The organism is Nocardia sp. NPDC059236, from assembly GCF_042754085.1.
Taxonomy (GTDB): Bacteria; Actinomycetota; Actinomycetes; order Mycobacteriales; family Mycobacteriaceae; genus Nocardia.
On sequence record NZ_JBHZAF010000002.1, the window covers coordinates 132,974 to 151,272 of the forward strand.

Annotated in this window: 13 protein-coding genes; 5 read left to right on the forward strand and 8 right to left on the reverse strand. The window is 70.3% G+C overall.

What is annotated here, in order from left to right:
• Positions 1-35: 35 nt before the first annotated feature.
• Together ACFXIV_RS05710 and sigJ are read right to left on the reverse strand one after the other, a co-directional pair.
• Positions 36-1,220 carry a pyridoxal phosphate-dependent aminotransferase gene (locus ACFXIV_RS05710; RefSeq protein WP_379397909.1) on the reverse strand — a complete coding sequence of 395 codons (1,185 nt, stop codon included), beginning with the start codon at positions 1,218-1,220 and terminating at the stop codon, positions 36-38.
• A 69-nt stretch (positions 1,221-1,289) separates the two neighbouring features.
• On the reverse strand, positions 1,290-2,219 hold the full coding sequence (gene sigJ / locus ACFXIV_RS05715; protein WP_379382966.1) for an RNA polymerase sigma factor SigJ: 930 nt from the start codon (positions 2,217-2,219) through the stop codon (positions 1,290-1,292).
• A 96-nt stretch (positions 2,220-2,315) separates the two neighbouring features.
• Here sigJ and ACFXIV_RS05720 point away from each other — a divergent pair, with 96 nt between their 5' ends.
• Complete coding sequence (locus tag ACFXIV_RS05720; protein ID WP_379397911.1) at positions 2,316-2,897, forward strand: GNAT family N-acetyltransferase; 582 nt, start codon at positions 2,316-2,318, stop codon at positions 2,895-2,897.
• 127 nt (positions 2,898-3,024) lie between these two features.
• Here the strand turns inward: ACFXIV_RS05720 and ACFXIV_RS05725 are convergent, their stop codons facing one another.
• The 4 genes from ACFXIV_RS05725 to ACFXIV_RS05740 all read right to left on the reverse strand — a co-directional run bounded on the left by ACFXIV_RS05725 (position 3,025) and on the right by ACFXIV_RS05740 (position 9,478).
• Positions 3,025-4,119, reverse strand: coding sequence for a 3-deoxy-7-phosphoheptulonate synthase (locus ACFXIV_RS05725; protein WP_379397913.1), 1,095 nt, complete (start codon positions 4,117-4,119; stop codon positions 3,025-3,027).
• A 250-nt stretch (positions 4,120-4,369) separates the two neighbouring features.
• Entirely contained in the window at positions 4,370-4,732 is a 363-nt protein-coding gene (locus ACFXIV_RS05730) for a PH domain-containing protein (RefSeq protein WP_354830917.1), read from the reverse strand.
• A 19-nt stretch (positions 4,733-4,751) separates the two neighbouring features.
• Positions 4,752-5,633, reverse strand: a complete 882-nt coding sequence (locus tag ACFXIV_RS05735) for an oxidoreductase (protein ID WP_379397915.1) — start codon at positions 5,631-5,633, stop codon at positions 4,752-4,754.
• A gap of 314 nt (positions 5,634-5,947) precedes the next feature.
• On the reverse strand, positions 5,948-9,478 hold the full coding sequence (locus ACFXIV_RS05740) for an amino acid adenylation domain-containing protein (RefSeq protein ID WP_379397917.1): 3,531 nt from the start codon (positions 9,476-9,478) through the stop codon (positions 5,948-5,950).
• A gap of 142 nt (positions 9,479-9,620) precedes the next feature.
• On the opposite strand from ACFXIV_RS05740, the gene ACFXIV_RS05745 reads away from it, so the two are divergent.
• Positions 9,621-11,258 (forward strand): (2,3-dihydroxybenzoyl)adenylate synthase, encoded by a 1,638-nt coding sequence (locus ACFXIV_RS05745; RefSeq protein WP_379397919.1) that lies wholly within the window; start codon positions 9,621-9,623, stop codon positions 11,256-11,258.
• A gap of 23 nt (positions 11,259-11,281) precedes the next feature.
• Positions 11,282-12,151: an oxidoreductase gene (locus tag ACFXIV_RS05750; protein WP_379397921.1), complete on the forward strand. Its 870-nt coding sequence runs from the start codon at positions 11,282-11,284 to the stop codon at positions 12,149-12,151.
• 3 nt (positions 12,152-12,154) lie between these two features.
• Here ACFXIV_RS05750 and ACFXIV_RS05755 read toward each other — a convergent pair whose 3' ends face one another.
• The gene (locus tag ACFXIV_RS05755) at positions 12,155-13,537 is read right to left on the reverse strand and encodes a salicylate synthase (protein ID WP_379397923.1); all 1,383 of its coding nucleotides are present in this window, start codon (positions 13,535-13,537) and stop codon (positions 12,155-12,157) included.
• Positions 13,538-13,698: 161 nt separating this feature from the next.
• Between ACFXIV_RS05755 and ACFXIV_RS05760 the strand changes: the two genes are divergently transcribed.
• Both ACFXIV_RS05760 and ACFXIV_RS05765 read left to right on the forward strand, forming a co-directional pair.
• Complete coding sequence (locus ACFXIV_RS05760; RefSeq protein ID WP_379397925.1) at positions 13,699-16,068, forward strand: glycerol-3-phosphate 1-O-acyltransferase; 2,370 nt, start codon at positions 13,699-13,701, stop codon at positions 16,066-16,068.
• Positions 16,065-17,594 (forward strand): HAD-IB family hydrolase, encoded by a 1,530-nt coding sequence (locus tag ACFXIV_RS05765; RefSeq protein WP_379397927.1) that lies wholly within the window; start codon positions 16,065-16,067, stop codon positions 17,592-17,594. The genes ACFXIV_RS05760 and ACFXIV_RS05765 overlap by 4 nt, the downstream gene beginning before the upstream one ends.
• Here the strand turns inward: ACFXIV_RS05765 and ACFXIV_RS05770 are convergent, their stop codons facing one another.
• On the reverse strand, positions 17,595-18,296 hold the full coding sequence (locus ACFXIV_RS05770) for a polyprenol monophosphomannose synthase (RefSeq protein ID WP_379398250.1): 702 nt from the start codon (positions 18,294-18,296) through the stop codon (positions 17,595-17,597). It abuts the gene before it with no gap.
• Positions 18,297-18,299: the final 3 nt, after the last annotated feature.

Here is an 18,299-nt window from a genome sequence, read left to right on the forward strand (position 1 = left end):
TCCCGAGGGTGCGGACGGCTTTCCAAGGCCCGGCGCTAGCGGACGACGTCGGCGGTGTGGCCCGCGCGCAGCCGGCGGACACCCTCGGCGATGGTCTCCTCCTTCTTGCAGAAGGTGAAGCGCACCAGGTGGTTCCAGGCGGCCTGGTCGTCGGCGAAAACGCTCACCGGCACCGCGGCCACGCCGAGGCGTTCGGGCAGCTCCTTGCAGAAGGCGTAGGCGTCGCTCGCGCCCAGCGGCGTGATGTCGGCGCACACGAAATAGGTACCGTCACTGCGCTTCACCCCGAACCCGGCGTCGGCGAGCGCCGCCGAGAGCCGAAGTCGCTTCTCCGACAGCGTGTCCCGCAGCGCGGCCACCCACTGCTGCTCGGTGTTCAGCGCGTGCGCGACCGCGGGCTGGAACGGCCCGCCGCCGACGAAGGTGATGAACTGCTTGGCGGCGAGCACCGCGTCCAGCAGCGGCGCGGGCGCGCAGGCCCAGCCGATCTTCCAGCCGGTGACGCTGAATGTCTTGGCGGCGCTGGAGATCACGATGGTGCGCTCGAACATGCCGGGCAGGGTGGACAGGCTGATGTGCTCGTGCCCGTCGTAGTAGAGGTGCTCGTACGCCTCGTCCGACATGACGTACAGGTCGTGTTCGATGGCGATGTCCGCGATCGCGGTGAGGTCGGCGCGCGAGAGCACGGTCCCGGTGGGGTTGTGCGGCGAATTCAGCAGCAGCAGCCGGGTTTTCGGGGTGATGGCGGCGCGCAGGCTGTCCAGGTCGAGGGCGAAGCCGTCGCCGTCGGGCACCAGCCGCGCGGTGCGGCGCCGCGCCCCGGCCAGCGCGATGGCGGCGGCGTAGGAGTCGTAGTAGGGCTCGATGAGCACCACGTCCTCGCCGGGTTCGACCAGTCCGAGCACGGTGGCCGCGATGGCCTCGGTGGCGCCGACGGTGACCAGCACCTGGGTGTCCGGGTCGTAGTGGGTGCCGTAGCGGCGGGCGCGGTCGGCGGCGATGGCCTGCCGCAGGACGGGCACGCCGCGGCCGGGCGGGTACTGGTTGAACCCGTCGGCGATGGCCTGCCGCGCCACCTCGAGCATGCCCGCGGGGCCGTCGCTGTCCGGGAAACCCTGACCGAGGTTGACCGCGCCGTGGCGGACGGCGAGCTCGGTCATCTCGGCGAAGATCGTCGACGCGAAGGGCTGCAGTCGGGCAACGGTGGGAATGCGCGGCATGTCCGGAGCCTAATCCATCGGCGAAAACGGCCCGCGACGGTGAGTTACCTCACAGCGACGGGCCGCGGTTCACTGTGGCAACCGGATGCCCGTCAGCTTGGCGGGGTTCACCACGTCGTAGACGCCCCACACCCGGCCCTCGCGCACGGTGAAGGCGTACACGCGCTGCGGGTTCCCGGCGGACCCGTTCTCGGCCGGGATCGCGTGCGCGAGGATTCCCCACTGCCCGTTGACCAGCACCGGTTCGAGCTGCCGGGCGGGTCCGATGTGCTCGGCGTCGAAGAGCCCGAATCGGCGCCACAGGCCCAGCCAGAGGCGGACGTTCTTGTCCACGCCCGCAACCACATTGATGGCGGTGGACACGGCGCCGCCGCCGTCGCCCACGGTACGCACGTCCGGGTGCAGCGCGGCCACGATGGCGTCGACGTCGCCGCTGCCCAGCGCGGCGAGCAGTCGCTGCACCGCGGCATTGTGCTCGTCGTCGGTGACCGGGGCGGGCGCGGCCGCCACCGCCTTGCGGGCCCGGGTGGCCAACTGCCGCGCGGAGTCCACGGAAATGCCCAGGATGTCGGCGATTTCGCTGAACGGCACCGAGAAGCCGTCGTGCAGAACGAATGCCACGCGCTGCGGCGGTGTCAGTGTGTCCAGCACCACGAGGGCGGCGAAGCGGAATTCCTGTTTGCGCACCACGGCCGCCAGCGGGTCCGGGGTGCTGGAGGGCGTCACCGCGCTGACCACCGGCTCCGGGAGCCATTGCCCCACATACTTTTCCCGCCGGACCGCGGCGCTGCGCAGCCGGTCCAGGCAGATGCGGCCGACCACGGTGGTGAGCCAGGCGCGCAGATCCTCGATCTCGGATTGGCGGGCCACCGCGAGCCGCAGCCAGCTCTCCTGCACCGCGTCCTCGGCGTCGCTGACGCTGCCGGTGAGCCGGTAGGCCACCGAGAGCAGATGCGGCCGATGTGTTTCGAACAAGTCGGCAAGGAGAGCGGCAACCATCGGATCGATCCTACGGCCGGGCTCCGACAGCCTCCGCACCGCCCCGGTGGCCAGAACCCGCTGTGCCCGCGCACGTTTCCGTGACAGCATGACCGCATGGACGCGGAATTCCTCTCCGACGGCGTGGTCCGGCTGTCGCCGCCCGCAGTTTCCGACATCGACGCCATCACGGCCCTGTGTCAGGAACCGTCCATCGGCGCCTGGACCACCATGCCGGTCCCCTATCACCGCGCCGACGCCGAGAAGTTCATCTACGACATCGTCGGCCCGGGCTGGGCCACCCGCAGCCCCACCTGGGCGCTGCGCCGCGCCGCGGACGGGCCGGTGGTCGGCATGATCGGCCTGACCCTGCCCAATCGCCGCCGGGACGAGGACACCGCCGAGATCGGCTTCTGGCTCACCCCCGCCGCCCGCGGCGAGGGCCTGATGACCCGGGCCGCGCTCCTGGTCACCGCGGCGGGTCTGGATCCCGCCGGGCTGGCCTTCGAGCGGCTGGAGTGGCGTGCCTTCGTCGGCAATCACGCCTCCGCGGCGGTGGCCCGCCGCGCCGGCTACCACTACGAGGGACTGCTGCGCGGCGGCTCGCTGCAGCGCGGCGTCCGCCGCGACACCTGGGTGGCGGGCCGCCTGCGCGACGACCCCGCGACGCCCAGCCCGCACTGGCCCGAGGGTGTCTGACACACCCGGAAAAGGTTCGGCGCACACCCGCCGGACTGGGTGTGCGCCGAACACAGTGTGCACGCCGGACTCGTTCCGTGCGAGGTGAACTCGCAACGAGCGGGTGCTGGTCAGGTGGCCGGGCCGGCTAGCCGCGGGCCTCGCGGCGGCGGGTGACGGCGTCAGCGAGCCGGTCGAGCTGGGCCGCGGTGGTGTCCCAGTCGATGCAGGCGTCGGTGATGGACTGCCCGTAGGTGAGCGCCTCCGGGTGGCCGAGGGTGAGGTCCTGGCGGCCCGCCACGATGAAGGACTCCATCATGAGACCGACCACGGTGTCCTCGCCCGCCGCGATGCGCTCGGCGAGATCGGTGACGACATCGATCTGCTTGTTGTGGTCCTTGTTGGAGTTGCCGTGCGAGGCGTCCACGACCAGCCGCTGCGGCAGCGACGACTTCTCCAGGCGCAGCAGGGCTTCCGCGCAGGAGGCGGCGTCGAAGTTGGGGCCGTTGCTGCCGCCGCGCAGGATGACGTGGCAGTCCGGGTTGCCCGCGGTGCGGATGAGCGCGGAACGCCCGTCCAGGTCGGTGCCGGGGAAGACGTGCGAGGCGGCCGCGGCGCGCACGCCGTCCACCGCGACCTGCACGTCGCCGTCGGTGCCGTTCTTGATGCCGACCGGCATGGACAGTGCCGAGGACAGCTGCCGGTGCACCTGGCTGGCCGCGGTCCGCGCGCCGATCGCGCCGTAGGCGACCAGGTCCGCGATGTACTGCGGGGTGATCGGGTCCAGGAACTCGCACGCCACCGGCAGCCCCAGCGCGGTGATGTCGACCAGCAGGCGACGGCCCAGGTCCAGGCCGGTGTTGATGTCGAAGCTGCCGTCCAGGTGCGGGTCGTTGATGAGACCCTTCCAGCCCAGCGTGGTACGCGGCTTCTCGAAGTAGACGCGCATCACCACGTGCAGCCGGTCGTCCAGCTCGGCGGCCTTGGCGGCGAGCCGGCGGGCGTAGTCCATGGCGGCGTCGGGATCGTGCACCGAACACGGGCCGACGATCACCATCAGGCGGTCGTCGGAGCCGTTGAGCACGTCGACGGTGGCCTTGCGGCCGGCGCGCACGGTGTCGGCGAGGGTGTCGTCGATCGGGTGGGCGGCACGGATCTCACGGGGCGAACGCAGCGGGCTCACGCTGAGCGTGCGCTGATCGTCCAGATCTGCATGCCGTTCGAGATCGGCGGTGGTAGTCATGGGTGGGTTTCCTGTCCCAGGCCGACCCACGGAGAGTTGTTCGAAACCCCTTAGAGCCGGTCTGTTTTCGTCCGGCTCGGGGTGGAGGATGTCAGCGCAGGTTCACGCCGCGCGACCCACCCGGGGCCGGCTGGCTAAACCAGAAATACACACGCTGCATGCCCGAGACTGTATCAGAGATCTCGAATCGTGCCTGTGGCGTGGAACACCATTGATGGGACCGACATCTCACAGACTGGGACGGACCAGGTCAGCGCAGGATGTAGTGCAGGATCACATCGTGCACGTGGCGGGTCTTCTCGTCGCCCCGGAATTCCACCTCGTAGGTGTGGTGCCCGGTGCTGATGGCGATGTGCCCGGAGGAGAAGAACTGTCCCGCGAACGACTTGTTGGTCAGGATGCTGACGCTCGAGATCCGCGCGTACGGGATGCTCGTGATGGCGATCTTCTTCCCGACGAACGAGTTGTCCTGGATGACCACCCGCCGGTCGGTGATCCCCAGGAATCCGGTGCCCACCCCGATGGCGTCGTACACGGCCAGGATCTGTTCACCCGGCAGCAGTCCCTGCTGGATCTTGTCGAGCTGATCCCGCCGGTCGAATGGAATGCTCATCGGTTCTCCGGCCTCCGGGTCAGCGGCGAACGAACGGATAGGTGACCTTGGTCAGTTGCTCGGACAGCTCCCACAGCCGCCGCGCCATCACCTCGTCCTTGGAGGCGGCGGTGGAGGTGCTGGGCCCGGGGTAGCCGCGCATGCCGCGCAGCCCGGTCGGGCCGTAGAAGCCACCCGGATCGACCTCCGAGGTGGCGGCGAACAGCGTTGGCAGCGCGCCCATTTCGGCGCTCTGCGCGAACAGCCGGTTGCCGATGGACATGAGCGTGTCGTATAGCGACTCGGTGTGCCCCTGCAGCTCGGTGGCGGCGTAGCCGGGATGCGCGGCCACCGACACCTTGGTGGATCCGGCGGCCGTCAGGCGGCGCTGCAGTTCGCGCGCGAACATGAGATTGGCCAGCTTGGACTGTCCGTAGGCGGCCCAGCGCTGATAGGAGCGCCGCTCCCAGTTGAGATCCTCGAGGTCGATGCGGCCGATGGCGTGCATGCCGCTGGAGAGCGTGACCACCCGGTCGCGAATCTTGTCCAGCAGCAGCCCGGTCAGTGCGAAATGACCGAGATGGTTTGTGCCGATCTGCATTTCGAAGCCGTCGGCGGTGCGCTTGAACGGCACCGCCATCACGCCCGCATTGTTGATCAGCACGTCGGCGCCGTCGACGGAGTCGGCGAACTCGTGGATCGAGGTCAGGTCGGCCAGATCCAGCCGGCGCACCTGGGCATTGGGGCCGATCTCGTCGGCGACGGCCCGCGCCTTGACCTCATTGCGGCACGCCATGATCACGCGCGCCCCGGCGCCGGCGAGCGCACGCGCGGTGACCGCGCCCAGCCCGCTGTTGGCGCCGGTCACGATGACCGTCCGGCCCGCCTGATCGGGGATGTCGGAGATGTCCCAACCACTCACGGGGTCGAGTCTAGGGGCGCGGCGGCGTGCTCGTCTGATCTCGGCGCGAACCGCTCCCGGATTCGGAATTTGCCGACGCCTGCCGAGGGTGCTCCGGCGCGTCGTGTCCGCCTCGCCGTCGAGCCCTTCGACCTGCTCGAGCGGTAGCGTCCGCGACCATGGACGCCCTGATAATCCCGGGTTTGCTGGGCGTTCTGGTGCTGATCCGACGTTCTGGTGCTGATCTGACTTTGTGACCGCCACGGACACCGAGACCACCGTCACCGAGAGCGGCGGTGACGGATTCCCGGGTCGGATCCAGTACTGGCCGCCGGTCAGGACACGGCGAGGACCTCGTCGTCGGACATGGCTGCCACCTCCAGGTAGAGGCGGGCCACCTCGTCCAGCCGGCCGGCCGCGCCGGCCCGCTCCTCACGATCCAGCAGGCGGCGGGCCAGTCCCGCGACCGTGCGGGCCGCGAAGAAGTCGGCGACCACGGTGTCCGGGGAATCCAGCCAATCCCGCACGCGCGCGACGACCGCGGTCGCCAGCACCGAATCGCCGCCGAGGGCGAAGAAGTCGTCGGTCACGCCGACCCGCTCGCGGCCCAGCACCGTGGCGACGATGCCGGCCACGGCGTGCTCGATATCGGTTCGGGGAGCGACGAATTCGCCGTCCCGCTCACCCACGGCCAGCAGGGTCGCGATGGCCTTGCGGTCCGGCTTGCCGTTCGAGGTGAAGGGCAGCTCGGCCGGCAGTTCGACCCGGGACGGAATCATGTAGGCGGGCAGCAGCTCCGCGGCGGCCGCCAGCAGGGCCGGGACCTCGAGGGTGACGCCCTCGCCCGCCACCACGACCGCCGCGAGTTTCGGTGCGGCCGCGCCGATCACCGCCGCGATGGCGTGCCGCACGCCCGGCAGGGCGCGCAGGGCGCTCTCCACCTCGCCGAGTTCCACGCGATACCCACGGATTTTGACCTGATGGTCGGCGCGTCCCAGGAACTCCAGGCAGCCGTCCGGCAGGTAGCGCGCGAGATCGCCGGTGCGGTACCAGTTCAGGCCCTCGTGGGTGACGAACCGGTCGGCGGTCCGCTCGGCGTCGCCGCGATACCCGGCGGCCACGCCCGCCCCGCCGATCCACAGCTCGCCGGTGACCCAGTCCGGGCAGTCCTGCCCCGAGGGCCCGACCACCCGGCAGCGCACATTGCGGAGCGGAGTGCCGTACGGGACGGCCGACCACTCCTGCGGCACTTCGGCATTCACCACTTCACAGATGGTGGAGTGGATGGCGGTCTCGGTGGCCCCGCCCAATCCGGCGAACCGGCAGTCCGGGGCCACCGCGGCCAGCCGTCCGGGCAGCGCCACATCCACCCAGTCGCCGCCGAGAATGACCATGCGCAAGCTATCCACAGGCTTCCCGGCGGCCGCCTCGAACAGCATGTCCAGCAGGCTGGGGACACAGTTGACTACCGAAACCCGATGCCGCCGAATCATTTCGGCCCACCGTCCCGGCTCGCCGCGCTGTCCCTCATCCAGCGCGACGACCGCACCCCCGGCACTCAGCAGGCCGAAGATGTCGTAGACGGACAGGTCGAACTCCAGCGCCGACAGGGCGAGCGCCCGATCGTCAGCGCCGATACCGAACCGCTCGTTGAGGTCGTCGATGGTGTTCATCGCCGCCCGATGCGGCACCTCCACGCCCTTCGGCTGCCCCGTCGACCCCGACGTGAACAGCACATACGCGATGGCCTCGGTATCCGGAATCACGGCCTCGGCCAACGGTTCCGGATACCGCCGCGCCTCGGTCAGCGCCAGCGTCGGCACCCCGGTGACCTCCGCCCCGGCCGTCACCGCCGCCACCACGGCACCGATCCGCACGATCTCGTCCCGGCGCGCCGTGGGCTGATCGAACCCGATCGGCACATACACGCCGCCGGCCGCGAGCACACCCGCGCCGGCCAGGATCTGATCGGGCCCCTTCGGCAACTGCACCGCGACCGCATCACCCGGCCGCACCCCCGCCGCACGCAACGCACCCGCCACCGCGAGCGCCTGCCCGGCCAGCTCGCCATAGGTCAGCACTCGAGCCCGGGAGTCGGACGCGTCCGCGCGGTCGTCCTCCCAGATGACCGCGGGCGCATCCGGATTCGCGGCGGCGAACTCGAACAGCCCACTGTGCAGCGCCCGACCGCTCACCGGACCATCGGTGGCATTCACCCGGGCGCGAACCACCGCCTGCTCCACCGGAATTCGCACCGCCGCCTCGGCATCCCACCCCGCGTCGCGGACTTCCACCTCCGGCTCGTCACTGCCCGCCAGGCGCAGGACGGCGTCGATGTAGCGAGTGAACATGGTCTCGACCATGGCGGGCGGGAAGGCGTCGGCGCGGACGTCCCAGTTCAGCAGGAGGCCGCCGCGGACCTCGGTGACCTGGGCATCGAGCAGAACCTGCGGGCCCTGGGAGATGATCCAGACCGGCTCGCCGAAGGTGGCGGTGACCTGGTCGGCGAAGAGTTCGCCGAGATTGATGGCGCTGGTGTAGACGATCGGGGCCAGCACCGGTTCGCCGCGCAGCCGGCCCAGATCGCGCAGCACCTCGAGGCCGGTGTAGCCGGAATGCGCTCCGGCGGCATGCAATTCACGCTGCAGGGCGCGGGCCCGGTCGGTGACGGTAGCCGGCTCGGTCACATCGACCTCCAGCAACACCGAGGAGGTGAAGTCGCCCACCACCCCGTCCACCTGCGGATGCGCCGGCTCCCGATGGAACAGCGGCAGATTCAGCAGGAACCGCCGCTGCGCCGACCACCCGCCGATGGTCTCGGCGAACACCGACGCCAACGCCATCGCGGGGGTGATCCCCCGCGCATGCGCCGCCGCGAACATCCGCGCCTTGGCCTCCGGCGACAGCCACCGATGCAGCCGCACGGTGCGCGCCTGCTCCTGGACCTCGGCGGCGCCCGGCAGTTCCGGCGCGCCCGGCAGATCCGCGAGCCGCCGCTGCCACCACTCGCGATCGGCGGTGTGTTCCGGTGCGGGACCGGCATGTTCGGCCAGGTACTGCCGGAACGTGTAGTACTGCGCCGGCAGCTGCTCGCCGTGATAGAGCCGCGCCAGGTCGGCCACCAGGATCCGGTAGCTCATGGCGTCGGCCGCGAGCATGTCCACATCCAGGTGCAGCCGGGTGCGCCCGTCCGGCAGCAGGGTCAGCGCGATATCGACGACCTGGCCGTCTTCCACCGCCATCAGCTGATGAGTCCGGCGCTCCCGCAACGCCTCCAGCGTCCGCTCCACCGATTCGGCCTCGGCCGCGCGAAGATCGGTGACACTCCAGACCTCCCGGCCCGGCCGCTCCAGCGTCTGCTGGGTCCCGTCGGGCAGGAACCGCGTCCGCAACATCGGATGCCGCCGCACCAGCCCCTCGACCGCCGCCCGGAGCCGCTCCGGATCCACCCCGGCCCCGTCGAATTCGACATAGAGATGCGCCGCGACCGCCCCGAGCTCCTGGCCCTCGCCCCGCCCGACCCAGTACGCGTGCTGCATCGGTGCCAGCCGGAACGGACTCCCGTCATCCGCCGTCTCGCTCGCGGCCGCAAGCACATCGTCCGCCGGGTCATTCGATTCCGCCCCGCCGAGGAGGCGGTGCCAGGCGGCGACGGTGGGCTCGGCGGCGAGTTGGGCGAAGTTGACGGCCAGGCCGCGTTTGCGCCAGGAACCCGCGAGTTTCATGGTGCGGATGGAGTCGAGGCCGAGCTCGATGAGGTCGGCGTGGTCGGAGACGGCGACCGGGTCGAGGCCGAGGTGGCGGGCGACGGCGGTACGGATCTCGTCCCGGGCGATGCTCGCCGCTGACCCCTGGGGTGACTCCATTTCCGCTGGTACTCCTTGTTCGAGGGGAGGGGATGACCGCTGCCGATCCGGAATTCGGATGTCGTTCGACAGCAGCGTAACCTATTGAGATAGGGTTGCCTAACTTATGCAAGGCCACCCTTACTAGCCAGAGGTCAGAGCTGTGACATCGACCGCATCCGCGGAGACATCGACCGCAAAACCCGCCACGGACGACCGCGACGGCTTCGTCCCGTTCCCCGACGATCTGGCCGAGCAGTACCGGCGGGCCGGATATTGGGCGGGCCGGCCGCTGGGCGAACTCCTGCGCGACGCGGCCCGGCAGTGGCCCGACCGACCGGCGCTGCTGGGCGGCACCGAGACCTCCTACGCGGCGCTCGATCTGGCGGCCGACCGGATGGCGCACGGCTTCCTCGCCCTGGGCATCCGGCCTGGCGACCGGGTCGTCCTGCAGCTGCCCAATGTCCCCGAGTTCGTTCCGGTGCTGTTCGGCCTGCTGCGCGCCGGGATCATCCCCGTGCTCACCCTGCCCGCCCACCGGCGCGCCGAGATCGAGCATCTGACAAGGCTTTCCGGCGCGGTGGCCTACGTGACGGCGGACCGGCTCGCCGACTTCGACTACCGCACCCTCGCCGCCGAGGTGAGCGCGCACGTCCCGGCCCTGCGGCACGTCCTGGTGCTGGGTGACCCCGGCCCGTTCACCGACCTGAATTCGATTCCCGCCGAGGGTGATTCGCTACCCGAGGTCGACGCCTCCGATATCGCGCTCATGCTGGTCTCCGGCGGCACCACCGGCCTGCCCAAGCTCATCGCCCGCACCCACGACGACTACGCCTACAACGCGAAGGCCAGCGCCGAGGTCTGCGAGCTCGGCCCGGACGACGTCTATCTCGCGACCCTCCCGGTCGCCCACAACTTCCCGCTGGCCTGCCCCGGCGTACTCGGCACGGTGGCCACCGGCGGCGCCATGGCCTTCGTCACCGACCCCAGCCCGGAGAGCGCCTTCGCCGCCATCGAACGCCACCGCGTCACGGTCACCGCCGTGGTGCCGCCGCTGGCCCAGCTCTGGTGCGCGGCAGTGGAGTGGGAGGACGCCGACCTGTCCTCGCTGCGCCTGCTCCAGGTCGGCGGTGCGAAGCTGGCCGAGGTGAACGCCCGCGATGTCGTCCCCGCCCTGGGCGTGCGGCTGCAACAGGTGTTCGGCATGGCGGAGGGCCTGCTCAACTACACCCGCGCCGAGGACTCCGACGAACTGGTCTGCACCACCCAGGGCCGCCCCCTCTCCCCCGCCGACGAGGTCCGCGTGGTGGACGAGCAGGGCGACGACGTCGAAGACGGCGAGGAGGGCGAGCTGCTCACCCGCGGCCCCTACACCCTGCGCGGCTACTACCGTGCCCCCGAACACAATTCGCGCGCCTTCACCCCGGATGGCTACTACCGCAGCGGCGATCTGGTGCGCCGCCTGCCCGGCGGCCACCTGATCGTGTCCGGCCGCATCAAGGACGTCATCAATCGCGGCGGCGAGAACATCTCCTGCGATGAGCTCGAGGAACACCTGCTCGCCTATCCGGGCGTCCGGCACGCGGCCGCCGTGGGCCTGCCCGATCCGGCGCTCGGCGAGAAGGTCTGCGTGGTCCTGGTGACCGCGGACGACCTCCCGTCGCTGGCCGCCGTCAAGGCCTTCCTGACCGAGCGCGGCCTGGCCACCTACAAGCTCCCGGATGTATTGCGGCAGGCCGACGTCCTGCCCGTCACCGCGGTCGGCAAAATCGACAAGAAGGCCCTCGCCGCGCGCTACTGAGCCACACGCCCTAGGGTTCAGCCATGGGCGGGTGGAACATATCGGACATTCCTGACCAGACCGGTCGCATCGTGATCGTCACCGGCGCGACCAGCGGCCTGGGCGAGGCCACCACGCGCGCCCTGGCCGCCGCCGGCGCCCAGGTGATCATGGCCTGCCGCAATGAGATCAAGGCGCAGTCCGTGGCCCGGACCATGCCCGGGACCGTGCAGATCCGCCAGCTCGACCTGGCCGACCTGGCCTCGGTGCGCGCCTTCGCCGCGGGTGTCGAGCGCGCCGATGTCCTCATCAACAACGCCGGGGTGATGGCGGTGCCGAAGCAGCGCACCGCCGACGGCTTCGAATTGCAGATCGGCACCAATTATCTGGGCCACTTCGCGTTGACCGGCCTACTGCTGGACCGGATTTCGGAGCGTGTGGTGAACACCTCCAGCATCACCCACTTCATCGGCCGTATCGATCTGGAGGACCTGAACTGGGAGCGGCGCGCCTACTCCCGCTTCGGCGCGTACGCGCAGTCCAAGCTGGCGCTGCTGCTGTTCACCTACGAGCTGCAGCGCCGGCTGACGCTCACCGGCTCGCCCACGCTGTCGGTGGCCGCGCACCCGGGCTATGCCGCCACCGAGATCAGCTCGGAGACCCAGAACCTGCTGGAGCAGATCGTCGGGCTCGGCAATCGACTGGTGGCGCAGAGCGCCGAGATGGGCGCTCTCCCAACGCTGTACGCCGCCACCGCCGCGGTCGAACCGGGCGGCTACTACGGGCCGGACCGGTTCAACTGGCGCGGTCACCCCGCCAAGGTCGGCTCCAATGCCGCCTCCCACGACGAAAAGACCGCCCGGCAGCTCTGGGAGCTGTCCGAGCGGTTGACCGGGGTCGAGTTCGGCGTCTGACGCTCAGGCGCGCACCACGTACGGCGCGACGCTGCCGAGTTTCTCGCAGGTCTCCTCGAATTCGCGTTCGGGCCGGGACTGCCCGACCACGCCCGCGCCCGCGCGCAGCCACGCACCCGCACCGGTCTGGTAGACCGCGCGCAGCACCAGCGTCGCCTCCAGCGCACCGTCGGGCGAAACCGTCACCACCGCACCGGAATACAGGCCGCGCGGATCGTGGTCGAGGCGGAACACCGCATCGACGCCCGCGACCTTGGGAATCCCGGAGGCGGTGACCGACGGGAACAGCATCTCCAGCGCATCCCACGGGCTGCGGTCGGCCGCCAGCCGCCCGCGCACCGTGGAGGCCAGGTGCTGCACGCTGCCGCGCTCGCGCACGGCCATGAAGTCCGAGACCGCGGTGGTGTCCGGCTCTGCCACGGCCGCGATCTCGGCGAACGAGGTCTGCACCGAAATGGCGTGCTCGACAATCTCCTTCGGATCCCGCACCAGGTCGGCGCGGGCGGCCAGATCGACCTCGTCGCCGCGCCCGAAGGCGCGGGTCCCGGCCAGCGGCTCGGTCGTGACCACCCGCTCCCCGTCCACGGCCGCCACGAGTTCCGGGCTGAAGCCCGCGGCCTCCAGCCCGCCCAGCCGCAGCAGGAACGAGCGCGCCGGGGTGTTGTGCACGCGGCCCAGCCGGTAGGTGGCCGGAATGTTCACCGCGAAGGGCAGTTCCACCTTCCGCGACAGAATCACCTTCTGGTACTTGCCATCCCGGATCTCGGCGACGCCGGTGGCCACCCGGTCCCGGTAGCCCGTGGGATCCACGGTGACGTCGACGGGGTGCGCGACCGGCAGCGGCGTGTCCTGCGCGGCCGCGATCAGCGCGTGGATGTCGCCGGTCTCGGACGGCGTCGCACCCGACACCCGTACCCCCGAGGCGTCGATGCGTACCTCGATGCGCGGAATCATCAGGTGCGCCAGCGTCGCTCGCGGGTGCACGTGCGCGGTCGCGCCCAGCGACCAGGCGCAGAACTCGAATCCGATCCACCCGAACGCATTCCGGCCGTCCAGCGGCAGTGCGGCCAGCGCGCCGTCGACGGCCTGCGCCGGATTCCCCGTCCACGGCCCGGCGGTGGTGCGCCCGCCCCAGCTCACCCGCAGTTCGTTCGCGTCCAGCTCGACGCCGCCCAGCGGGTCGGCCGCGAACACCCATTCGCCGGGCCGCTCGTACACCACGTATTCGCCGAAGCGATCCGCCGCCGCCAGCGCGGTGACCGCCGCGACCGGATCGGTGACGTGTTCGCCCCACCGCTGCTCCCCCTCGAGCCGTACCCGTTCGTCAGCGACCGACACCAGACCTCCAAGGTTATGCTTACCTAACTTAATGAGTGAGGTTAGCATTACCTTTCCCAGAGCGGGGAGGGGTCGATCGCGACCTGCGCCACGACGCCGCCGCGCCGCCCCGAAACCCACGCCCCGACCGGGGAATTGCCCGACCTACCGACCGACGCCGCACGTTTGGGCTTCAATGGATCGCAGCGGCTCATGCGGAGGTAACCAGAATGCTCGATCATGACAGCCGGCTCCCCGAAGCCGCGCTCACCGCTCCGCAGTCCGTGGTCGCCCTGGTCGACGCCGCCTCCCAGGTGGAGCGCGCCCTCGTCGGACACTGGCTGGCCGAGGGCGGCATCACCCAGGAGTTCGGCACCGCCGCGCCCGTCACCCAGCTCGACCTCGACGCCGCGGCCGTCACCGCCCGGCTGGTCGGGCGCAGCGACGATCCGCTGGTGGTGCCGGTCCGGGTGCTGTGGCTGCCGCCCGAGCGAGACGGCGTGCGCCGCACCACCTTCAGCGACCTGCTCACCCTCACCAACCCGCGCAAACCCAACCGGCTCATGCAGCGGCGGCTGCTCAGCAAGGCCCCCGACCGGCACCTGGTGCTGACCGGGCAACCGGCCCGGCTCAGCGAGCTGCGCGCCAACAATCCCGGATCCGCCGGTGCGCCCGACGCTTTCGGGCGGGCCATCGTGCGCGCCGGCATCGTCGCCCTGGAACGCGCCGAACGCGCCGTCATCGGCGACCGGTACAAGGTGCCGCGGCTGGTGGTCGAGGAAATCCTGGACTCGCCCGAATTCCTGCGGCGGCTCGACGCCATCGCCGAGGAGACCGGCGTGCCCGCGCGCGAGGTGTACCGGCGGGCCGAGAAGGGCCTGCGCGAACTCGTCGCGGCACAGAGCCGGCTGGTGTCGGACCTGTTCACCCAGGCCATGCGGCCCGTGCACGCCTCCACCTGGAAGGTCGATGCCGACGAGTCCGGGCTGGACCGGCTGCGCTCGCTGAACCGGCGCTACCCGCTGGTCTTCCTGCCCTCGCACCGGTCCTACGTCGACGCCTTCGTGCTCGGGGACATCCTGGCGCGCAACGACTTTCCGCCCAACCACGTGGTCGGCGGAGCCAATCTGAAGTTCTGGCCGATCGGGCCCGTCGCGCGGCGCACCGGAACCGTGTTCATCCGCCGCAGTTTCGGCGACGACGAGGTGTACAAGGCGGTCGTCGAGGAGTACTTCGCCTACCTGCTCACCAAACGCTTCAACCTGGAGTGGTACTTCGAGGGCGGGCGCACCCGCACCGGCAAACTCCGGCCGCCCCGCTACGGACTGCTGAATTACCTTGCGGCCGCGCTGCGTTCGAAACGCATCGACGACGTCATGCTGGTGCCGGTATCCATCACCTACGAGCGGCTCAACGAGATCGGGGCCATCGCCCTCGAACAGACCGGCGGCCGAAAACAACCCGAGGGCCTGACCTGGCTGGCCCGCTACGTGCGCAACCAGCAGCACTCGGCCGGGCGCGTGTACGTGCGCTTCGGGACCCCGCTCTCGGCCCGCGACCGGCTGGCCGTGAACGGCGATCCGCTGACGGTCCACCCGAATCCGCCTTCCGAGCCGACCCTCGAACTCGAGCACCTGGCCGTGCAGCGGCTGGCCTTCGAGGTCGCCGTCGGCATCAACGACGTCACCCCGATCACCGTCAACGCCCTCACCACCCTGGTACTGCTGGGCGTGCACGAGCGCGCCCTCACCCGCGGCGAACTGCGCGCCGCCATCGCGCCCGTGCTCGGCTACATCCAGCGCCGGAACCTGCCCAGCGGCGAACTCGACGCGCTTCGCGACGATCACGGGCTGGCCGTGGTGCTCGAACAGCTGACCGTCGCCACCGTGGTCACCGTGTACCGCGGCGGGCTGGAACCGGTGTACGCCATCAATGCCGGGGCACACCTGGAGGCCGCGTTCTACCGCAACAGCGCCGTGCACTGGTTCGTCAACCGCGCCATCCTCGAACTGTCCATCCTCACCGCCGTCGAGGCGCCCGAGGGCGATCAGCTCCGGGTCGGCTGGGAGGCCGCCTTCCGGCTGCGCGACCTGCTCAAGTTCGAATTCTTCTTCCCGGAGCGGGCCGAATTCACCAGCCAGCTCACCGCGGAAATGCTGCTGATGGACCACGACTGGCATCAGCGCACCGCCGCGGGCACCGTCGGCTCCGACATCCTGGCCCGGCTGGCCGAATCCGGGTTCATGATGGCGCACCGGGTGCTGCGCTCCTTCTTCGACGCGCAACTGGTGGTGGCCGAACGGCTGGCCGCCCGCGACCCGGTCGCCGAGGTCGACAAGAAGGTCCTCATCGACGAATGCCTGCAGGTCGGCAAACAGATGCTGCTGCAGCAACGGCTGCACAGCCCCGAATCGGTGTCCTCCGAATTGTTCGGCAGCGCGATCAAACTCGCCGACAACCACGGCCTGCTCACCCCCTCCGACGATCCCGCCGATCTGGCCGCCCGCCGCAGCCGCTTCGCCGCCGAACTGCGCGCCATCGGGCAGCGCATCTCCCGGGCCGCCACCCTCGACCCCTCCAACCGCCTGGAAGCGCTATGACACACCGGGTCCGGGGAATCGGCGCGGGCCGGCCCGCACTGCCGCTCCGGCCCGGCGTCGGCGTCACCCAGCGCCCGGTCGGCGCACAGGATCTCGGCGCGGCCCTCGAAGCCGTGCGCACCGGACCGCAAGGCCCCCGCGTCGCAGCGATTTTCGACTTCGGCGGCACCGTCGTCCACGGATTCAACCCGCCGCCGCTGACCCGGCGACTGCTGCGGCGCAGCAGCACCCAGGGCGCGCTCACCGCCACCCTGCTCGGCAGTATTCGCGGGGCGCGCAGCGAGGGCGAGTACGAGCGCTTCCTGCAATCGGTGATGTACAGCTGGGCCGGGACAGCCGAGGACGAGCTGGCCCAACTCGGGCGACAGGCGTTCGCGCGCAGCGTGTACGGGCACATCTATCCGGAGGCCTGGCGGCTGGTGCGCGAACACGAGGCGGCCGGGCACACACTGGTGCTGATCAGCTCGGTCACCTGCTACCAGGTGCGGCCGGTGGCCGAGGAACTCGGCGTCCCGCACGTGCTGTGCACGGCCATGGCCGTCCAGGAAGGCGTGCTCACCGGGCACGTGGAGGGAAAGCCGCTGTGGCGCAACGGCAAAGCCGACGCCGTGCGCCGCTTCGCCATCACCCACGACATCGACCTCACCCAGAGCTGGGCCTACGCCGACAGCGCCGCCGACCTGCCGCTACTGCAGACCGCCGGGCACCCGGTGGCGGTGAACCCGGATCCGCGCGTCGTGCTGGAGGCGGCCGAAAAGGATTGGCCGGTGCTGCATTTCCGGCCCCGGCAAGCGCCCGGGGCCACCGACTACGCCCGCACCCTGGCCGGATTCACCGGTCTGCTGGGCGGGGCCCTGTTCGGCGTGGCCGCCAAGGCGCACACGAAACAGCGCCGCCAGATGGCGGATTCGATGATGACCTACGCCGCGGACACCACCCTGCGCGGCACCGGAGTGAAGGTCCGCGTGGTGGGCGCCGGGAACGCCCGCGCCCCACGCCCGGCCGTGTTCATCTTCAACCACCAGAGCCAGTTCGACATCGTGGTGCTGGCCGAGGTGCTGGGCACCGGATTCACCGGCATCGCCAAGCGGGAGATCACCAAGAACCCGATCTTCGGTCCCCTCATGCGCTTCGTCGAGGTGACCTTCATCGACCGCGCCGACACCGCGGCCGCCAAGGCCGCGCTGGAACCCGTCGTCGACACCCTGCGCGGCGGACTGTCGGTCGTGATCGCGCCCGAGGGCACCCGATCCCTGACCCCGCGCATCGGGCCGTTCAAGAAGGGCGCGTTCCACATTGCCCGGCAGGCGGGTGTGCCGGTGATTCCGGTGGTGATCCGGAATGCCGGCGAAATAGCGTGGCGCAATTCCGCCGTGGTGCGCAAAGGCGTCGTGGACGTGGCCGTCCTACCGCCGATCGATGTCAGCGACTGGGATCCGGCCGATATGGACGCCGAGGTGGAGCAGGTCCGGCAGCTGTTCGTGGACACGCTGCTCCACTGGCCCGAAAGCCGCCCCGGCAGTTAGTCAGACAGCGCGACCGAACAGCAGCTTCCACGGCATGGCCGCGGACTCCAGCTGCACCTTCAGGCTCATCTTGGACGCGCCCTTGGTGCGCTCCTCGAAACGGATCGGCACCTCGGCGATCGAAATGCCCTTCTTGACCGTCCGGTAGTTCATCTCGACCTGGAACGAATAGCCGTTGGATTTGATCGAGGCCACGTCGATGGCGCGCAGCGTGTCCGCCTTCCACGCCTTGAAACCGGCGGTCGCGTCCTTCACGCCCAGGCGCAGAATCATATTCACGTAGAAGTTGGCCCAGGCCGACAGCGCCTTGCGATACCACTTCCACTCCGCCGCGGTGGAACCCCCGGGAACATAACGGGATCCGAGCACCACGCCGGCATCGGTGGACTCCAGCTTGTCCAGCATGGCCGGGATGACCTCGGCCGGGTGCGACAGGTCGGCGTCCATCTGAATGACCACGTCGGCGCCCTCGCCCAGCGCCCTGGTGATGCCGGCGATGTAGGCCCGGCCCAGACCGTCCTTCTCGGTGCGGTGCAGCACGCCCACCACGTTCGGCAGGTCGGCGGCCAGCTTGTCGGCCACCTCACCCGTGCCGTCGGGCGAATTGTCGTCCACCACCAGCACATGCAGGTCGGCCACCGGTAGCGCGGTCAGCCGCTCCACCGCCACCGGCAGGTTCTCCCGCTCGTTGTAGGTCGGCACCAC